This is a genomic window from Apibacter sp. B3935 (assembly GCF_009827705.1).
In the GTDB taxonomy this organism is placed as follows: domain Bacteria; phylum Bacteroidota; class Bacteroidia; order Flavobacteriales; family Weeksellaceae; genus Apibacter.
Map to the genome: position 1 here is coordinate 459,244 of NZ_WINL01000003.1, position 19,585 is coordinate 478,828.

Consider the following 19,585-nt stretch of genomic DNA (forward strand, 5'->3'; position numbering starts at 1 on the left):
AAATTAATTTTCTCCTCTTTTTTACTTTTCATTTGTTTATATTTCGGTAACGTATAAAACTACATAAAAAATACCGATAAGCTTCTGGCTCCTTGTGCTCCTCTAACCATAACAGCTCCTATATCAGCCGTAGCAGAAGGACCTAACATAAAACAACCATAATTATTATCACGAAGATTTATTCTTGCATACGCTTCATACATGTCTCTGACTATATCTTGCGGCTTTAACAAAATAATTAAATGTTGAGAAAGAAAACCTAAAGAAGTAACCATCATACCTTTTTCCGTCAACCAGACCATACCGTTTTCTGAAACACCAAATTCCGCACGAATAATTCCAACATCCACATCATCCAATTGATGAGGATCAGTTACTTTGGATAAATCTTTATTTCCAGGAAATTCGATGGCAGAAGAACAAATTACTTTAGCTTGCGGATGTAATTCTTTAATTTTGTTTTCGCCCTCCTCAATGGAATTTATGGTGAAGCAAGTACCGGCATTTAAGATTAAATTTTCCTTAAATTCTTCCTTAATATCTTTTGTGCTTTTGGGAAATGAAGGAATGACAGGATAGGGATATTGTGTTCCTTGAGGCTTATTTTTACGAATAGCTTCTAATATATGTTCTTTAGTACTTATCATTTTTTTCTTTTCTGTTTTTAATATACCAATCTCTAAATGTATTTTTTGCCATGGAAAACATTTTACGTTCTTGAGTCCATGGATTTAAACTGCTGTATATAAGAAAATCGGGCACTATGGGCAGTGCTTTTTCTGCAAAAGCTTCCGTTGTTCTAAATAGATGCGGATGACCTAAAACAGCACCGGCTGCTTTCAGCGCATATTTTCGATTTGAAGGCATGTATCCTTTGTCGACAACCAATTTCCTCCATTTGTAGATTTGATCGGATATGTCAATTTTTACGGGACAAACATCTGAACATGAGCCGCATAAAGTGGAATGATACGGAAGCTCTTTATATTTTTCTAGATCGAAAGTCGGGCTTAATATAATTCCTATCGGACCGGAATAGGTTGATTCATAAGATAAACCACCACTTCTTCTGTAAACCGGACAAGTATTCATACATGCGCCGCAACGGATACATTTAAGAGAAGTCCAAAAATCTTCCATGCCTAAACGGGTAGATCTTCCATTATCAGTTATAATAATATGAAGTTCTCCATTTTTTCGAGGTCCGGTGAAATGCGAAGTATATTGGGTTGCCGGAGTTCCTAGTGCACTTCTGGATAAGAGACGTATAAAAATTCCTAAATCTTCCACCTTTGGAATTATTTTTTCAATACCTATACTAGCAATATGAAGTGGAGGTACGGCTGCTCCAATATCCGCATTACCTTCATTAGTGCAGACAACAAAGGTTCCTGTTTCAGCTATGGCGAAATTGGCACCGGTCATTCCTGCTCCAGCTCGTAAAAATTTAGGCCTGGCATTATTCCTCATCGCTTCGTTTAGAGAATGTGGATCCGTATCATTAGGATCAGTGCCTATGGTTTTCGCAAAGAGCTGGGCGATATCTTCCGTGGTTTTTTCAATGGCGGGCATAACAATATGAGCCGGTGGTTGATGAGAAAGCTGCTGTATTCTTTCGCCCAAATCAGATTCGGTAACCTCAATTCCCTTGGATTCTAAAAAGCTTGTCATTTCACACTCTTCTTGAAGCATGGATTTGCTTTTTATAATTTCAGTTACTTTTCTTTCTTGTAAGATATTATAAACGATTTCGTTATGTTCCTGTGCATCTCTAGCCCAGTGAACCACTGCACCTCTTTTGGAGGCATTTTCTGCAAAAGTGGATACATATTCGTCCAAGTGTGACAAAGTGTGTTCCTTTATTTTAGATGCTAATTCTTTAAGTTCTTCCCATTCCGGTATGGATTGGGCAATTCGATCTCTTTTTACTCGGGCATTCCAAAGGTTTTTATCGTGTTCCTTTTCGTGTATGTTATCTTGATTTATAAAATCAGCAGAATTTTTTTCAATGTTGACAATCTTCTTTTTCATTTTCAAAGTTTAAAATGGACCTCCGTTAAGAACTTGGGCAATATGAAGAAAAGGTAAATGGGTGATTCCATTTTTTAAAGCAACTCCCTTTTGGTGCATTAAGCAAGACATATCGGGAGAAACTACATATTCTGCTCCACTGGTTACGTAATCTGAAATTTTGTCTTTACCCATTTTTCCGCTCACTACTTCATCAGTTACACAAAAAGTGCCTCCAAAACCGCAACATTCGTCCGGTCTGCTCATCTCTGCTATTTCCAGTCCCCCAATCATTTTTAATAAATCGGCAGATTTATTATAGGGAGTTCCTATGATTTCCGAAGGTTTGGCAATACCCAATCCTCGGATAGAGCTGCAACTATTGTGTAGAGCAACTTTATGTTTGAATTCAACACCCGGAAAACTTTTTACTTGTAGGATATCGTGTAAAAACTCAACCAATTCATAGGTATTTTTTCTCACTTGCTTTACCTCATCGGTTTGCTCTAAATTATCAAAATGTAAACGGACTTGCTTTACACAACTTCCGGCAGGTCCAACGATGTACTCATAATCCTTAAAATTTTGAATAAATAGTTTTTGTGCAGTTTCTGCACTTTTGTAATCGCCCTCATTGGACATGGGTTGCCCGCAACAAGTTTGCTCCATTGGATATTCTACATCCAAACCCAATTTTTCTAATAATTCCAAAGTTGCTATTCCTACTTCCGGGTAAATAGCATCAATATAACATGGAATAAATAAACCAATTTTCATAATAGATTTTTAATTTTATAGATAATTTTGTTATTTATAATCATTCTAAAGTAAATAAATCTAGGTATTTATATTATTTTAGCATTTTATTGTACAATTTATAGTGATAGCAAAGATTGTGCTTAATGAAAGGTTTTACTCAAAAATTTTTTCAGTTATCTTTGTTAAAAATTAAAATTCTGATATTTACCAGTTTTTTCGGATAAATAAAACGTATGAGGTTAACGGATTCATTGAATAACTTACCTGTTGAAAAAAAATATTTATTAGCAGTTAGTGGAGGAGTTGATAGTATGGTATTGTTGCATTTATTTTATAATTCTCCTTACCGTTTTAGTGTAGTTCATTGTAATTTTCGGCTAAGAGGGGAGAATTCAGATTTAGACGAAAAATTAGTAAAGGACTTTTGTGATGATCATGATATTGAGCTTTTCATTAAAAGCTTTGATACCTTAAAAATTAAGAAAAATAGAGAATCTATTGAAATGGTTGCCAGGAACTTAAGGTATGATTATTTTCAAGAATTAATAAAAAAGCACTCTTTTGATTATCTTGTTACCGCACACCATCTTAATGATAATGTAGAAACTTTTTTTATAAATCTATTGAGAGGTTCAGGCATTAAGGGATTATCGGGAATGCAAATGATTGCAAATTATATTGTAAGACCTTTATTGCCTTTTACCCGAAATGAAATCGTTAATTTTGCTCGGAATCATTCAATCACTTGGAGAGAAGATGCTTCGAATCAAACGTTGGATTATTTAAGAAATAAAATTCGTCATCAGATTATTCCTGAATTTCAAGATATATCACCCGGTTTTTTACATCAAGTAGAAAAAAGTATGAGTATTTTACATGAAACTCAATCTTTTTTAGAATCACAGGTGCAAGAATTACAAAAAAAAGCAGAAGTTTTTGCTGAGACAGGGGTGAAGGCTTATTCATTAGAGAAACTCTTACAAGCTGATTTTCTATTGTCTTACCATTTACTTTCCAAATATGGATTTACTAATAAAAAAGATTGTGAAAATATTCTAAATGCTCATACAGGAAGTTTATTTGAATCACAAGAGTATAAAGCTTGGGTGGATAGGGGAACATTGTTGTTAGCTAATAGAAGTAAAACGGAATTTTCAATTGTTAATTTTTTAATTCCATCGGTTCCTTGGATATGTAAGCAACCGTTTAAATTTACTTGTTGTGTAGTTGATAAAGCTATATTTGAGGAAGGAGAAAGTATTGATTTTCAAAAAGTTGAATTTCCTTTAGTTTTAAGAAATTGGAAGGAAGGGGATTATTTTTACCCTATTAATGGATTAGGTAAAAAGAAGGTAAGTAAATTTTTAAAGGATCATAAAGTATCTAATTTTCAAAAAGAGAAAGTATTGGTTTTATGTAATAATTCAGGAGAAATTATTTGGTTGGTAGGGTTTCGTTTAGATGATCGTTTCAAAATATCACCTTCCACTCAAAAATTTCTTCATTTAAATTATAAAGCATAAGAGTTAAGGATAATAAACTTTTATAAATTAAATTTTTTCTTATTTGAAGCTAGTAGGTATCATGTTTGTATCTTTTAATAATAATTTGAAAAATATCTTATGTATTCTAAGATAAAGGAAAAAATCAAAAATATTTTACATTTTTTAACCTATGACATATGGCGGGTAAACGGAAGCGATGGTCCTCATATAAAAACTTTTTTCATCAATATTACCAAAGCTATTTTATTAACTTTTAGAAATAGTAACGGCTCACAGATCAATACTCGTGCAGCCGCCTTAACATATAATTCTCTTTTGTCTATAGTACCTTTATTGGCAGTATTATTTGCTATAGCCCGTGGATTTGGTTTTCAAAATTTAGTGGAAACACAACTGTTTCAATATTTTACGGGACAGAAAGTTGCTCTTTCCAAGGCTATGCAATTTATAGACGGTTCGATTGATTATGCTCAAGGTGGCGTATTTTTAGGTTTAGGAATAATCATTCTCTTTTACACGGTTATAACTTTATTAGTAAGTATTGAAGATAATTTTAATACTATTTGGAGAATTAAAAAAGGAAGGAAATTTTCTCGACAATTTACGGATTATTTAGCCTTAATTCTTATAGCTCCCTTGTTTTTAATTTGCAATGCTGGATTGTCAATTTTTTTGAATTCAACTACCAATATCAATATAATCGGTATGGTCATTAGTCCGATCATAAAGTTTATTCCCTACGTTATAATCATCTTACTTTTTACATTTATATATATTTACATTCCTAATACAAAAGTCAAATTTAGTGCTGCCTTTTTAGCAGGTATAGTGAGCGGGAGTTGTTTCCAAATTTTTCAAATGCTTTATATATCCGGACAATTTTGGATAGCAAAATATAATGCTATTTATGGGAGTTTTGCCGCATTACCTTTGTTAATGCTGTGGCTGCAATTGAGCTGGTTTATTTGCTTGTTCGGGGTTCAATTATCTTTTTACTATCAAAATGTAAATAAGTTTAGTTTTGAAAAAGATATTAGCAACATAAGCAGAAGATATAAGGATTTTATACTTTTAATGATTACTACACTCATTATAAAACGATTTGAAACAGGCGAAAAACCTTATACGGCAGATGAATTGTCTGAAACGTATAAAATACCCACCCGATTAACTAGTGATTCTTTATACTATTTATTACAAGTAGGACTTATTGTAGAAACACTAACAGAAAATGACATGGTGGTTGCATATATTCCCGGAATCGATATCAATCACATTACGATAAATTATTTTTTCAATAAATTGGATCAATATGGATCTGAAAACTTTAAGATCGATATGGAAGGAGATATTAAAAATATTTGGGATAAAACTTTAGAAATACGAAATATGATTTATGAGCATGAAAGCGGAGTTTTACTTAAAGATATTTAAAAATTAAAGGATGATTTTACTAAACTTTTTTTAAATTATCGACAGAGTTTACCAAATAAAAGTATTTTAATAGAAAATCAACAATCCATTAAATCATAATTTCTAATTTAAATATAATTTATAATCATTGATATGCTCCTAAAGAAGGATCGTTAATTCTCGATATACCGTTCATGTCTTCAGGAACTTCTTTTGCATAACTTAACTTGCCTTTACCTAAAGCTGGAGAGCCTATATTAAGGAGAAGTAAACAATCCGAATATCCTGTTTTATAAAATTGAGGATCTTTATTAAGAATAGTATTTACAAAATGTTCGTCCGTTTCGATAGATAAATTTTTGGAAGTATTTTTAATCAGGTTAGTATCAAAAATATAATTAAAAGGGGCATGCTCATTTTTATCTAAATATAAGCTGTTATAATTTTTAACCCAGAAAATACAATTTTTAAAGGAGGCCGTAAGCGAATTGTATTTTGTTTGTCCTGATTTCTGATAAGCATTAGATAAATAGGCAGAGTATCCCGCACCTGCGTTTAAATTCCAATAATTGGCAAAAGTACAATGTGTGAAATCATAGTTTCCACCATATTCTGCTAAAAGATCTGAAGTGCCACAATTATTTATGGCAAGATTCTTACCTTCCACATTGCCTCCTACAGAGTAGATTCCTCCATATAAAAAATTATAAATTTTGGAGTTGAAGATGTTCAAATGAGCATTTTCCTCTAAATAAAATGCATTATTACCTCCTTTTATAACTAAGTGGTTAATTTTTGCGGAGGCATTGGTAGCGAGATGAATTTGATTCCAATTACCCGGAAGTGAATCGTATTTGGTTTCGTGTCGATCTCCTCGAATTAATACTTCATGTTCCAAAGAACCGTCTATTGTAAGTTGGCTGCCCGAATCAATAATTATATTTGCATTCTTATGAAGGTATATTTTGGTACCTTCCGACACGAATAACTTGGCACCATTTGTAATTTTTAAATTTCCATAAATAACTTTGGATTTAGTATTGTTCCAAGCCAGATCTTTTGCTATTTCTTTAGTCCCTGATTTAGAATAGTAAAATTCTGCATCTTCAATTAAAGAAAGTAACTTAACTTTTTGTGTAGATCCGACGGTGGTAAACAATAAGTCCTCATCTGCTAACGCATTGGATGCATTAATGGCTTGAGGAGCAACTTCAATAAAAATGAATAAACTATCTTTAGACCGTATAGGTATGTTTTGAAAACTATTTTGATTGGTTGCATTGCCGGGAGTTCCGTCTACATTAATTTTAAATTGAGAGGACGAGCCTTTTTCAAGATAAATCCTCGGAATTACAACATCATCGTTTTGTTGGTTATAAACTTTAAGTACATAGGTTTCTGATCGAACCGTTGAAAATACAGTATCCAGCATAACTGTATCTTTAGAAAAACGAAGAGGTTTAGAAGCAGAATCATAATTATAATCATCTCTGCATGAAAAAATTGAAAGAGCTAAAAAAGATAAAAATAATAAAAGTGATAATTTTTTCATATCAGTTTAATCATAATAAGAATGGGCACTAAAATAAGAAATACGTTTTGCCTTAAAATTTATATCCGACACTTAATACCAGAGAATTTTGTCTTTTCTCTAATTTAAATGCTTCACCGGTACGCTTCTTTATAAAATTTGTTTGATTTTTATTAAATCCGAATTCATATCGCACATCAAAAGTGAGCTTAGCTAAGTCAAAACCTCCTCCTACTTGACCGGCAAGTGAAAAATCATCTGTTTTTGTTTTTCTTATTCCTTTTAAAGAAATATCTTCATTTAAAGAAGTGGAAAAAACAGGGCCGGCATACAATCGGGTAACTTCTAAAAATTTAGATCCAAACAAAATAGGGATATCCAATCGGTTGGAATGTGCTGTAAATTCACCATCGTTCCTATAATCGAAATTAGTTTTCATGGAAGAAAAATAAATCTCGGGTTGGATAAACCATTCCAAAAATTTTATTCGACTAAAAAAACCCGCATGCCATCCGATATTATCTGTGGCTTTACTTTCTTTAATATTGGTTACGGTTTGCTTTAAGGTTCCTTTATAACCGAAAGCCATTCCGGCTTTGGCTCCAAATTCAACTTGTTGTGCATAAGTAACGATTGAAATAAAAAGTAAAAATAATATCGGAAAGAGTCTTTTCATATATAATGATTTTTGCTTAATTTTTTTCAAAGATAATTATTATTTATTACATTTGAAGAACATTAAATATTAAAGGATAAAGTCATGGAAATTATATATTACGGACATGCATGTTTTGGTTTTAAAACCTCATCATCAACGGTCTTAATTGATCCATTTATTTCAGGGAATGAACTAGCAAAAGATATTGATATAAATGGAATTAAAGCAGATTATATTTTTTTGACTCACGCCCATTATGATCATATTTTGGATGTTGAAACTATTGCTAAAAACAATAATTCCCAAATATTGGCTAATCCGGAAATTACTGCTCACTATGAAAAATTGGGTTTAAATGTTATACCCATGAATATAGGAGGAGTTAAGAAATTTGATTTTGGTAAAATTAAAATGGTATCGGCGTCCCACAGTTCTTCTTTTCCCGATGGTTCCTATGGCGGATTAGCTTGTGGTTTCCTGATGAAAATGGATGGAAAAGTAATTTATGTAGCCGGTGATACTGCCCTTACTACAGACATGAAATTGCTACCATTTATCTATGGATATATTAACGTGGCAATATTACCTATTGGTAATACCTATACGATGGGTGGATATGATGCTGTTATTGCAGCAAAATTTGTTAAAACAAAAAATGCTATAGCGTCTCATTATGATACTTTTCCTGCCATAAAAGTTAATAAGGATAAGATTAAACATTTATTCTTAGCCGAAGAAAAACGGTTAACTTTTTTATCCATTGGAGAATCAGTGGATATTTGTAAATTTGAATAATTTTAATCAAATATAAATTAATTATATAGAACTGTATATAGGGGAAACTTTATTCGATAGTATATACTTACAAAAAAATTATGAGTAATAATTTAGTGGAAAAATTTAATACGCCTTACGAAAGCATCCCTTTCGAAAACATTAAACAAGAAGATTTTAAACCAGCGATTGAACAGGCAATTGAAGATGCTAAGAACGAAATTAACGAAATAGTTCAAAATACTGATCCACCGAATTTTGTAAATACCATAGTAGCTTTAGAAAATGTCGGAAAAAAACTTACCATAATTTCCTCTACTTTTTTTAATTTAAATTCAGCGGAAACTAATGATTATTTGCAAAGTTTAGCGGAGGAAATATCTCCTATGCTAACTGAATATGCAAATGATATCATACTGAATGAACAATTATTTGAAAAAATAAAAATCGTTTACGATACAACTTTAAAATCAAAGTTAAGCCAAGAAGAAGTACGACTTTTAGATAAAACGTATAAGGATTTTTCAAAAAATGGAGCCTTGTTATCCTCGGAGGATAAAAATAATCTCCGACAAATATCTAATGAATTAGCAATTTTATCCGTTAAGTTTGGTCAGAACGTTTTAAAGGAAACCAATGATTATTTTCTTCATATATCTGAAAATAAGGATATGGAAGGAATTCCGGAATCCATTAAAGAAATGGCAAAACAAGAGGCGGAAAATAGAAATTTGAAAGGTTGGGTTTTTACGTTACATTATCCCAGCTATGTGCCTTTTATAACGTATTCGGCAAATCGAGAGTTACGCAAGGAAATTTATACTGCTTATATGCAACGAGCATTTAAAGATAATGAGTATAATAATGAAGATATTATTCATAAAATTGTTGAATTACGTAGCAAGAAAGCTAAATTATTAGGTTTTAAAACTTATGCCGATTTGATTTTGCAAGAGAGAATGGCTTCTGCACCTAAACTTGTATATGATTTTTTATATGATTTGTTGCATAAAGCTAAGCCATTTGCTCAAAAAGAAATTCAAGACTTAAAAAATATAGCTTCACGAGACGGAATAACTGAAATGATGCCTTATGATCATGCCTATTATGCTGAAAAATTAAGACAAGAAAAATTTTCGTTTTCTGAAGAAGAATTAAAACCTTATTTTCCGTTGCATCAGGTTTTAAATGCTGCTTTTGATGTAGCTAAAAAATTATATGGGTTGACTTTTATCGAAAGAGAAGATATACAAAAATATCATTCGGAAGTTAAAGTGTATGAAGTCATCAATGATAAGGGAAAACATCAGGCTTTGTTATATACCGACTTTTTTCCCAGAGAAGGGAAAAGGGCAGGAGCTTGGATGACTTCTTATAAGGGGCAATTTAAAACTTTAAGTGATAATATCAGACCGCATATTTCGATAGTTTGTAATTTTTCACGTCCTAACGGAGAAATACCTTCTTTATTGACATTTAGTGAAGTTACCACGTTATTTCATGAATTTGGCCATGCATTACACGGTATTTTAGCTAATACAACCTTTGAATCATTATCAGGCACGAATGTTTATTGGGACTTTGTTGAACTACCGTCTCAATTTATGGAAAACTATGTTTTTGAAAAGGAATTTTTAAAAACTTTTGCCCTTCATTACCAAAAAGGGGATATGCTGGATGAGGAGAAAATTGATAAAATAGTTGCATCTGCTAACTTTATGCAAGGATATCAAACTCTTCGACAAATTGGCTTAGGTCTTTTGGATATGGCCTATCATACCGATGAGTTGACATCAGATCAAGGGATTGAAGATTTTGAAGTAGAAAAGATTAAAGAAACCCAATTGTATCCTCATATCAAAAATACATGTATAAGTACATCTTTTTCACATATATTTCAAGGGGGATATGCTGCAGGTTATTATTCCTATAAATGGGCTGAAGTTTTAGACGCTGATGCTTTTGATTACTTTAAAGAAAGAGGAATTTTTGATAAAGAAACAGCTTCTAAATTTGAAAGTTTATTAAGTAAAGGCGGGACTGAAGACCCTATGGAATTATATATAAGTTTTCGAGGTAGAAGACCTCAATCGGAGTCCTTACTTAAACGTGCCGGTTTACTAGCCAACACTAATTAAAAAAAGAGTTTTTAGATAGTATAATACAATGAATGGTTTGATATTTCAAACCATTTTTTTATAGTGTTATTTTTAAGTTCAGAGAAATCAACTCTATCAAAAATAGGTTAATGAATACACTAATAAAAGGAAAGTTAACGAGAAGTTTTAAAAATAGTTAAGCTGCTTAAATTATCCATCCATTTTAAATTTTTGTATAACACATAATGATTAGTCGCTGCTCCGAAACTTTTATTGAAATGAGCTATTCCCGGTATCATAGAACCTTCAAAATCTAAAATTAATTTTTGATCGGAATAATTTTTAATCAATACGTCTATCAGATAAGCATACGAATTTTTAATTTCTAACTCTTTGTCTCTTACTGACAGTAAATTTATAATCCTTCCTTTGGAAAAAATGAGCCATACATAAACTGTAGGAATATTATCTATATTATAAAGGGTATATTGTTTTAACGCTTTTTGTCGATTTAATTCTTCTAAAAGAGTGTTTAAGATATGGAGCTGTGAGGCTGATAGAATTCTATTGAGCAGATTACTTGGTTTTTCTGATACAATTGATCCCGTATATTTTTCTTCAATTTTGCTATTGGATAATAAATAATTTTTAAGGACCCTTTTTTTGTTTGCATTATAATTAGTTACAAGAGTTGAATATTCACGATCTAAATTCAATACTTGATTATCTCTCTTTATATAGTGCGAAGGTAAATATGGGGTGTTTTCTTCGTTAAAGCAATAGCTTCTGACTTTATATTTTTTTAAGAAAGATATAAAAAGATGGAAGATTTCAGCGGATATGATTTCTTTATAAAATATGCCTAATTGTTGACAAAAAATAGGTTGAATAACTAATTTAAATCCCCATTTTTTTTGGTAGGGGATAGGCATTACAGCTTCATAATCGTTTAATACCAAAATATCATAGCCATCGGGAGAAACAACGTTTAAATACCATAGTTCTGCATAAATTCTGTAATTGAGGCATTGATCCAAACATGCGGAATATTTTGTTTTATCAATGGTTTTATGATTGTACTTGAAGATCATTGGCTTTACTAATCAATTTTTCATATACGTTTTTCCACAGCTTCCATTCTCCATGATTAGATAAGCTGTCATTATGGAAAATAGATATAAAAGTTCCGTTTACTTTTTTTACGGCATGCAATAAATTTAGTAGCTTATTTTCAGCTTCTTCAATAGATAGTTGCATGTAATTTTTAAGCGTAACATCCATCACGCAGAATGGATAAACTTTTAATTGGGTAACTTGATTATTTTTCAAATCAAACCAATAAAAAGGGGTACAAGTCCCTGCTCTGAAACCGATATGATCTTGAAAACCCATGGAAAAATCTGCTATAATATTTAATCGGATCAGGTTGACATAAGTTTCGGGTAAATGAAGTTTTATAAAATGTTGTCTGGAAATGGTAATTTTTTGTTTTACAAGTTTTTCCAATGCTAATTTTTCCTTTTTCAAGATTGTGAAATCCTTATTGGAAAAATAGCTGGGATGAAGACCTATAGTAGTATAATCTTGATTATATAATTGTAGTATCAATTCTTGGTAAGCTGAATTTTTAGGGTCATGATTAGTATCCCATTGACTTCCTAATCCAAAAGAAATAAAATAAATGGTAGGTATTTTTAATTTTTGTATATAAGGATAAATGTAATAAGGGTCCGATTTTAATCCTGATAAAACTAAAATTTGTTGGTGAAAATCTTTCCATCGAAAAGTTAAAATATTTTTTCCTAATGCTTTACATTTTTTTAACCAAAATTTATTTTTATATAACCAAGCATGATCTATATCTATGGTATTTACATAGGTAAACTTCCGAGCTTTATAATTGAGTGAAGGAAAGTTTTTTTTTAAAGTATTAAATAGTTTATAAGCAAAGATATCTATCCATGGAACTAACGGATCAATCTTATCTTTAACTGATGATGCTTTGTATGAAAATCTATGATGAACATCTTTTTTATATGGTAAATATTCTTCATATCTTGAAAGTAAAAAAAAAGCAGTTGCAAAAGGGTCTTTTAAAACTTCTCTTAGGTTTTGTGTTTTAATATCCGTTTCGAATAATAAATTACAAGCTGAAAAATGAATTTCGTTTTTTACTATTGAAAATGAGTAAGAAAATTTAGGCGATGTTTCTTTATCGAAGAGAATAGCGCAATCTGTGAGTCGGAAAGAAATTCCCAAAATTTGTTCGAAAATAAAAGTAAAAATATACTTAATTCTTTCATTGATTTCAGGAACATATATAAGAATCATAGGTAAAGTGGTCTTTCACAGTAAATTTTCATCGGCAAAACTGAAAAAAGAGGTTTGCGTAACAATTAAATGATCCATCAAAGTTATATTTAATAAGTTCCCTGCTTTTTTTATTTCATGGGTAATTTGTATATCAGAATTGCTGGGCTGAATATTTCCTGAAGGATGATTATGGGATATGATTAATGAAACTGCATTAAGTTCTATAGCATGTTTAAATATGAGTCTATTATCTACCATTGTACCGGTTATTCCTCCTTGGGAAATTTTTTCTTTACTTAATATTTTATTGGATCTGCTTAAATAAATTACCCAAAATTCCTCTATCATCAAATCACCAATAATAGGTTGAAGAATATTATAGGCATCTTTCGAAGAAGAAACTTTTTCTTTTTTTAAAGCTTGCTGTAAGGATTTTCGTCTTCCAATTTCAAGAGAAGTGATAATTTCAATTGCTTTAACTTTACCTACTCCGTTAAATTTGCATAAATCTCGTATGGTTAGCTTTGCCAATTCATTCCAATTATGATTCACGGATGATAAAATTCGTTGAGCAAGAGCAATGCTGCTTTCAGATTTCGAACCACTACCTAAAATTATTGCAAGAAGTTCGGCATCTGATAAGGATTGTTTCCCTCTCAGTAATAATTTTTCTCTGGGTCTTTCTTCTTCAGCCAATGATTTGATGTTCATAGTGAAAATTTTTTAGATTCCGTCTTGAATATCTTTTTGTAAATACAATATTGCCGCAGACAAAGGAGAAGCGTCTTCCATCGATTGTTTAATGATTTCCTCTTGAATTTCTTGTATTGAAGATTCTTTCATAGCTTCAATGGTATTTTTTATAAGCAATTGGGTCGCATTCTTTGCCGATAAAATAATCTTCCACGAATTCGGATTTATATAGAGTTGTTGTGCTAAATTGTGTTCGAATTCTGTTTGAATAGTTTCTATTAAAGTGAATTCATAAGATTTACTATCATCCGTAGGAGTTACTCGTCGTATTAAAGAAGAAGGGCGTATTCTTTCTAAAAAAAGAGTCATACGTTCATAGGCTTGTAATTTGTTCGGTAAAATATTCTCAGAATATTTTAAACGCAACTCAAAACTTCTTCTTTCTCTTTCTGATTGAAAAAAACGGGTTAACATAAACAGAAAACCTCCCATAAAGAGCACTAAAATCAATAAGAATACAAGCAATATAGATATGTCCATAATAAATTATATAAGTTAGACAGAGACAAAAATACTATTTTATATTAGAAAAAGTATCTTATATGAGCTATATATTAAAAAATTAAAATTTTTTTTCATTGATACTTATGTACTTAGATTTTAAGAAGAAAAAAAGATTAAAAAATATTTGGAGCATATATAAAATTCTTCTACATTTGCACTCACAAAATTCCTCCTTAGCTCAGTCGGTTAGAGCATCTGACTGTTAATCAGAGGGTCGCTGGTTCGAGCCCAGCAGGAGGAGCTAAAAAAGAGTTACATAATTTGTAACTCTTTTTTTATTCCCTGTACACACAATTTGCTCATAAGGTATTTTTGTTTATATATCTCTTTGTTTTGTAATGTCATTATCTTTATTGTTTTAATATTTCGCCTCATTACTTTACATTTTATTTACTCTTTTTGTTCAGCTAGGGCGCGCGAAATGTAACCCTGAACAGGGGGTAACATGTTAATAAAGGATTCTTAGTGGTTATCTGATTCTGACTTCAGGCAGTCATACAAACCATACCCTGCTGTATTGAAGAACTTGTGAAAAGACATATTAGTTTTGTGTAAAAAAAGGGAAAAAGAGGAAAACAACTTAAATAATCTATATTCAATATTCTTGATTAATTACGCCTAGTTCAATAAATATAAATAAAATCAGAAAAAATGGCTGTTATATATCTTTAACGAATAATAGCTATGTTTTTTGCATTTTGAATCACATCTATTATAGCTGTTTTATCCATTAAAAAAAATAATATTTATCTTTGTTAAAATTTATTTATTATGAAAAATCACTATTTATTTTCTTTAAAAAAATTTAAAGCTATGAGTTCTTTTTAGTTAAATTAGCAATAGACGGAGAAAGCTACACCGTACTAAAGTGCAAGTACAATTTTTGAAAGTACACCGAAAGCATCTTAAACCTGCCGGAAAAACATTAAAGCAGAGAAATAGAACTAAGCATAGAAAAACCGGGAAAACCTATTTGTAGGCTTGATTCTTTCTACAGACGGGGACAAAATCAGAAAAATTATCTTCTTCAGTCGGGATGGAATGAGCGCCTATTGGAAAAAACATTCGAAAAAGTTTACTGCATTAAATTCCGGGATAAATTCAGCTCCGTTGGAACTTCCCCGATACAGGTTAGTATGACCTTGTTAGCACTCAGCCTGAGTTTTAATGGCTTTCTTTCATTAAAAAGAAATAGGTGTTTAGTTAAGTTTTTTTATCACACAACCTAAAAACAAAAAAGCGCATGGAAAAAAAGTATATAAAGGAGAAGGTTATATTCTTATAAAAGGAGAAGAACCCCATCAAACCGGAACCGTTTAAAGAAAACTATAGAACAATCAATGTAGGTTTTGCCCCGGGAGGAGTAGCCGTAGTTTGGGCAGCGGGAATAGGTCGTCAATTAGAAATAGGCAGATACCAGGGAGTGAAAACGGAAATACCCAAAGAGCAAGTAGAAAAATTAAAAGACGAACCGGAATACAGCATGCTACGGCCGGAATATCAAGAATCCATAATGAAAAATCCGGGGATTATTCCTCAAGAAGTGCAAGATGCTAATAAAGACAAACCCATACCTTATGGGCTTTGGGATACTTACAGGAAAAAATATAATTGGAAATTTAACTTTGAATTACTGAATTCAAATGAAATAACTAATAGAGTAACCTGTTTTTATTTTAATGGGGAAATGGAGATTTTATTTGGAGATTATCAAATAGAAAGATTTAAAATACCGGAAGAGTTGAAATGGAATACGCCAAGAAAAAGAAGTGTACCAAAAATGATAACCTTTAGTTGGATAACAAAAGAAAACAGACTAAAATCAGGAGCAATAACTTTTAATGAAGATTAAATATTTAAAGCATTTAAAGAGCTTACTCAGGATAAGGCGGAAGAACCTCTACAAATAACCATACGAATCACCCATACCGGAGATGATGCCTCGGTATGGTTGGAGGGAAACGGAAAAAGCATCGGATTGTATGAAAGTGAAGTTGATATATAATGGTAAACCATTAATTATATAAATATTTAACGATGAAACTAAAAATAAAAAATCATTATCTGATAGCACTGCTACAACTGCTTTCCGTAGTGGTAAGCTGTCAGGATAAAAATAAAAAAACTATGAAAGAAGAATTTGATTGGAAGGAAACTGTTTCCTGTCCCTCAGGCTATCCCGTAGATGTGTTTATGGGGGGATTAGAATTAACCACAGGAGGCTATACTAGTTTATACTCAGGAGTGGTAGATAATGCAGAATGGGGGAGTGCGGGAAGGAGTATGAGCAGCGGAGTAAAGCCGTTACCCAAACGTCTAAATGTAATTTGGATATCATTTGCAGAGAAAACCTTTTATCATGTAGATGCGGAACTGGATTATGAAAAAATAGCCCGACTTTTTACAAAAGGATATTTTACTCCATCTATAAGTAAAGATAATCCGGAACCGTTTAAAGAAAACTATAGAACAATCAATGTAGGTTTTGCCCCGGGAGGTGTAGCCGTGGTTTGGGTAGCAGGTATAGGTCGTCAAATAGAAGTGGGCAGATTCCAGGGAGTGAAAACGGAAATACCCAAAGAACAAGTCGAAAAATTAAAAGACGAACCAGAATACAGTATGCTACGTCCGGAATATCAAGAATCCATAATGAAAAATCCTGGGATCATCCCCCAAGAAGTACAAGAGGCCAATAAAAACAAACCCATTCCTTACGGGCTATGGGATACATACAGGAAAAAATATAATTGGAAATTTAACTTTGATTTTCCGAATTCAAATGAAATAACCAATAGAGTAACCTGTTTTTACTTTAATGGAGAAAAAGAAATCTTATTCGGAGACAAACCGATAAAATTATACCAAATACCGGAAGAATTAAGATGGAACAAATCAGAAAAAAAAGCAATACCCAAGAAAATATCATTTAGTTGGATTGAAAAAGAAAATAAATTAAGATCAGGAGCAATAATTTTTAATGAAGCCCAGATATTTAAAACTTTTGAAGAACTAACCCAAGGAAATACGGAAGAATCAATACAATTAACCGTACGAATTATCCATACCGGAGATGATGCCTCGGTATGGTTGGAAGGAAACGGAAAAAGCATCGGGTTGTATAAAAGTGAGGTAAAAATATTTTAAAATGGGAAAAACCTTTGTATTTAACAGCGGAGAGGCCCGATCTGAACCGGGAGAGCTTCAACTAACCTATGGATTGTTTTTTGACGGAACACTAAATAATCGAGAAAATACCCGGATATGGAAAAAAGTGCGGGGGATAGACGGGTATGGAAATCCCACCGAGGAAGAGATTGAAATATTCGAGCAAAATGCCCGGGAAAAAAAATTTTTAAGCAGAAAACGAGTAGATAAAGAAAGCACCAGTTATTTAAATGATTTTACCAATGTCGGCAGAAAATCTTTAAGTTGTAAGAGAGATTATACTATTTATATAGAAGGAATTGGTACTCAAGACAAAAAAGAAGATAAACTTCAAGGGTATGCTTACGGTAGGGGAGAAACAGGAATTACTGGCAAAGTAACCAAAGGGTGTGATTTTCTAGTTGAAAAAATTAAGGAATCAATAGATTTTCTTGATGAAGGTGATAAAATAACGGAAATATTAATTATCGTAGATGCTTTTGGCTTTAGCAGAGGAGCTGCTGCTGCACGGTATTTTGCTTACAACATTCAAAAATTAGCGTATTCAGCGAAAGTAAAAAACGGTAAATATTATGATCATGAAGGAAAAGAAGTGCCACAAGCTTGGATAAAAAATGGAAAACTGCCTCGAATGGGTAATTTAGGAACAGCCTTATTAAAAATGGGATTTAGTCATGAACTGATCGACAATACCTTTATTCATCTACGTTTTTTAGGAATCTACGATACAGTAGTTTCTTACGATCCGGATGCCTTGCTTATACCAAATTTCAAAAGTAAAATACATAAATTACATTTAGATGAATTAGGAAGACCACAAAAAATCGTTCATTTTACCTCGTTGGACGAGCATCGGGAATATTTTCCACTTACACGCATTAAGCCGGGGAACAATCGCATAGAACGCAATTTCCCCGGGGTTCACAGTGATATAGGAGGCAGCTATTCCAACTATACCGAAACCGGCAGTGAAAACCTGTTAATCGAAAAAAGGCCAAAATATGAATTGGAAAAGCTGATAGACTATCGAGCAGAACTGATCCAAGGCGGATGGTACACGCCGGAACAATTAAAAATAGAACCCAAAATGGTAACCAAGCACAGCCATTACAGCTTAAAAGGCGAACGGAACCTAAGGAAAGAATACAGCTATATCTTTCTACACCTGATGCGGGAAGAATCAGAACCTTATATGGGGAAGTATTATATGCCCGGCGAAATGGAGAAATACAGTCTTTCGGGAAACAAGATCCTGGAACAGGCCAAAGAGTATCTACAGCTTTATACCATGAAATGGAATGAAGACTGGGTATTGAAAAGCGAAAAAGAAAAAGAAGAAGAAGAAGAGGAAAAACTCAATCAAGCCACTTCAACAAAAGAAATCAAGGAAAATCACTTGAATCAAGCAGACAAGAAGATACTAACAGAAGAAAAAACAGAAACTAACCACCAATCAATCGAAAAAGAATTAGAAGAAATATACGTCACCGATTCCGATCGATTGCTAAAGAAAATAAGAAACTACTACTTGCATTGGTCTTCCCATTGGGGAGAATTGGGCAATACGCCCAATAAAAGCAGAAAAAGAGAATATTATAATGCCGATGGAACCGTTGACACCAATTGAAATAAAAATGCAGCCGGGAAAAACATACTACTACCGACTCACTACAAGTTTTATGGATCAAATGAATCATGGAAAAGGTAAGGAAAAACTTTGGACCAGAAATGTCGGAATCTTATTTACCGGAAAAACCCGTGAACACTTTCACTTTCAAATTCTGTGTTTTCACACGGAAGTAAAGTTGGAAAAAGCCATACCCCAATATAATTTGCTTCGGGTTTTTCTTTAAATCACCGTAAAATATACTGATAATTGATTTATGTAATTTTTGCTGAGGTAGAGAATCGCATATCTTCAGGCTATACTTAAATACTTTATTCTTGTAAAACAATGCCGCCTTTTCGCAAAATTGCGATTCCTTTAATAATACCTAGTTGAAAATTCAAGGCGACATCCAGCTCTCTCAATTTATCTGGATTCATATTCACCGATTCTGCATCAATGGTTTCTAATTCTTTTACATTAGCCATAATCAAG

Annotated in this window: 20 protein-coding genes and 1 tRNA gene; 10 read left to right on the forward strand and 11 right to left on the reverse strand. The window is 32.2% G+C overall.

Going from position 1 to position 19,585, the window contains the following annotated elements; all coding sequences use genetic code 11:
- Positions 1-59 precede the first annotated feature (59 nt).
- Genes GFV00_RS07830 through GFV00_RS07840 form a run of 3 tightly spaced genes read right to left on the reverse strand, consistent with a single transcriptional unit; the run spans position 60 to position 2,787 of the window.
- Positions 60-647 (reverse strand): LUD domain-containing protein, encoded by a 588-nt coding sequence (locus GFV00_RS07830; RefSeq protein ID WP_185150005.1) that lies wholly within the window; start codon positions 645-647, stop codon positions 60-62.
- Positions 634-2,031, reverse strand: coding sequence for a lactate utilization protein B (locus GFV00_RS07835; RefSeq protein ID WP_160557383.1), 1,398 nt, complete (start codon positions 2,029-2,031; stop codon positions 634-636). The genes GFV00_RS07830 and GFV00_RS07835 overlap by 14 nt, the downstream gene beginning before the upstream one ends.
- Before the next feature lie 9 nt (positions 2,032-2,040).
- Complete coding sequence (locus tag GFV00_RS07840; RefSeq protein ID WP_160557382.1) at positions 2,041-2,787, reverse strand: (Fe-S)-binding protein; 747 nt, start codon at positions 2,785-2,787, stop codon at positions 2,041-2,043.
- A gap of 215 nt (positions 2,788-3,002) precedes the next feature.
- Between GFV00_RS07840 and tilS the strand changes: the two genes are divergently transcribed.
- Both tilS and GFV00_RS07850 read left to right on the forward strand, forming a co-directional pair.
- Positions 3,003-4,292, forward strand: a complete 1,290-nt coding sequence (gene tilS, locus GFV00_RS07845; RefSeq protein ID WP_160557381.1) for a tRNA lysidine(34) synthetase TilS — start codon at positions 3,003-3,005, stop codon at positions 4,290-4,292.
- Between the two features lie 99 nt (positions 4,293-4,391).
- On the forward strand, positions 4,392-5,708 hold the full coding sequence (locus GFV00_RS07850) for a YihY/virulence factor BrkB family protein (protein ID WP_160557380.1): 1,317 nt from the start codon (positions 4,392-4,394) through the stop codon (positions 5,706-5,708).
- Between the two features lie 124 nt (positions 5,709-5,832).
- On the opposite strand, the gene GFV00_RS07855 is transcribed toward GFV00_RS07850, so the two are convergent.
- On the reverse strand, positions 5,833-7,239 hold the full coding sequence (locus GFV00_RS07855) for a hypothetical protein (RefSeq protein WP_160557379.1): 1,407 nt from the start codon (positions 7,237-7,239) through the stop codon (positions 5,833-5,835).
- A gap of 52 nt (positions 7,240-7,291) precedes the next feature.
- A complete protein-coding gene (locus tag GFV00_RS07860; protein ID WP_160557378.1) occupies positions 7,292-7,894 on the reverse strand; it encodes an outer membrane beta-barrel protein in 603 nt (200 codons plus the stop codon).
- Positions 7,895-7,978: 84 nt separating this feature from the next.
- On the opposite strand from GFV00_RS07860, the gene GFV00_RS07865 reads away from it, so the two are divergent.
- Together GFV00_RS07865 and GFV00_RS07870 are read left to right on the forward strand one after the other, a co-directional pair.
- A complete protein-coding gene (locus GFV00_RS07865) occupies positions 7,979-8,671 on the forward strand; it encodes a metal-dependent hydrolase (protein WP_160542652.1) in 693 nt (230 codons plus the stop codon).
- A gap of 80 nt (positions 8,672-8,751) precedes the next feature.
- Positions 8,752-10,788, forward strand: a complete 2,037-nt coding sequence (locus tag GFV00_RS07870; RefSeq protein WP_160557377.1) for a M3 family metallopeptidase — start codon at positions 8,752-8,754, stop codon at positions 10,786-10,788.
- 134 nt (positions 10,789-10,922) lie between these two features.
- On the opposite strand, the gene GFV00_RS07875 is transcribed toward GFV00_RS07870, so the two are convergent.
- The 4 genes from GFV00_RS07875 to GFV00_RS07890 are packed head-to-tail and all read right to left on the reverse strand — an operon-like array spanning position 10,923 to position 14,295.
- Positions 10,923-11,840 (reverse strand): hypothetical protein, encoded by a 918-nt coding sequence (locus GFV00_RS07875; protein WP_160557376.1) that lies wholly within the window; start codon positions 11,838-11,840, stop codon positions 10,923-10,925.
- Positions 11,818-13,080: a polysaccharide deacetylase family protein gene (locus GFV00_RS07880; protein ID WP_160557375.1), complete on the reverse strand. Its 1,263-nt coding sequence runs from the start codon at positions 13,078-13,080 to the stop codon at positions 11,818-11,820. Before GFV00_RS07880 ends, GFV00_RS07875 begins: the two co-directional genes overlap by 23 nt.
- A gap of 15 nt (positions 13,081-13,095) precedes the next feature.
- A complete protein-coding gene (radC, locus tag GFV00_RS07885) occupies positions 13,096-13,773 on the reverse strand; it encodes a DNA repair protein RadC (protein WP_160557374.1) in 678 nt (225 codons plus the stop codon).
- Between the two features lie 12 nt (positions 13,774-13,785).
- Positions 13,786-14,295 carry a hypothetical protein gene (locus GFV00_RS07890; RefSeq protein ID WP_160557373.1) on the reverse strand — a complete coding sequence of 170 codons (510 nt, stop codon included), beginning with the start codon at positions 14,293-14,295 and terminating at the stop codon, positions 13,786-13,788.
- Between the two features lie 191 nt (positions 14,296-14,486).
- Here GFV00_RS07890 and GFV00_RS07895 point away from each other — a divergent pair.
- From GFV00_RS07895 to GFV00_RS07905, 3 genes are all read left to right on the forward strand, one after another.
- Positions 14,487-14,560 (forward strand) — tRNA-Asn (locus GFV00_RS07895).
- A 740-nt stretch (positions 14,561-15,300) separates the two neighbouring features.
- Positions 15,301-15,459, forward strand: coding sequence for a hypothetical protein (locus GFV00_RS07900; RefSeq protein ID WP_160557372.1), 159 nt, complete (start codon positions 15,301-15,303; stop codon positions 15,457-15,459).
- Positions 15,460-15,619: 160 nt separating this feature from the next.
- The gene (locus tag GFV00_RS07905; RefSeq protein WP_160557660.1) at positions 15,620-16,171 is read left to right on the forward strand and encodes a DUF2931 family protein; all 552 of its coding nucleotides are present in this window, start codon (positions 15,620-15,622) and stop codon (positions 16,169-16,171) included.
- A gap of 26 nt (positions 16,172-16,197) precedes the next feature.
- On the opposite strand, the gene GFV00_RS07910 is transcribed toward GFV00_RS07905, so the two are convergent.
- Positions 16,198-16,335 (reverse strand): hypothetical protein, encoded by a 138-nt coding sequence (locus GFV00_RS07910; RefSeq protein ID WP_160557371.1) that lies wholly within the window; start codon positions 16,333-16,335, stop codon positions 16,198-16,200.
- A 21-nt stretch (positions 16,336-16,356) separates the two neighbouring features.
- Here GFV00_RS07910 and GFV00_RS07915 point away from each other — a divergent pair, with 21 nt between their 5' ends.
- Genes GFV00_RS07915 through GFV00_RS07925 form a run of 3 tightly spaced genes read left to right on the forward strand, consistent with a single transcriptional unit; the run spans position 16,357 to position 19,337 of the window.
- On the forward strand, positions 16,357-17,463 hold the full coding sequence (locus tag GFV00_RS07915; RefSeq protein ID WP_160557370.1) for a DUF2931 family protein: 1,107 nt from the start codon (positions 16,357-16,359) through the stop codon (positions 17,461-17,463).
- Position 17,464: 1 nt separating this feature from the next.
- A complete protein-coding gene (locus tag GFV00_RS07920) occupies positions 17,465-19,111 on the forward strand; it encodes a DUF2235 domain-containing protein (RefSeq protein ID WP_160557369.1) in 1,647 nt (548 codons plus the stop codon).
- Entirely contained in the window at positions 19,089-19,337 is a 249-nt protein-coding gene (locus tag GFV00_RS07925; RefSeq protein WP_160557368.1) for a hypothetical protein, read from the forward strand. Before GFV00_RS07920 ends, GFV00_RS07925 begins: the two co-directional genes overlap by 23 nt.
- Before the next feature lie 85 nt (positions 19,338-19,422).
- On the opposite strand, the gene GFV00_RS07930 is transcribed toward GFV00_RS07925, so the two are convergent.
- Positions 19,423-19,584 (reverse strand): hypothetical protein, encoded by a 162-nt coding sequence (locus GFV00_RS07930; RefSeq protein WP_160562700.1) that lies wholly within the window; start codon positions 19,582-19,584, stop codon positions 19,423-19,425.
- Position 19,585 lies beyond the last annotated feature (1 nt).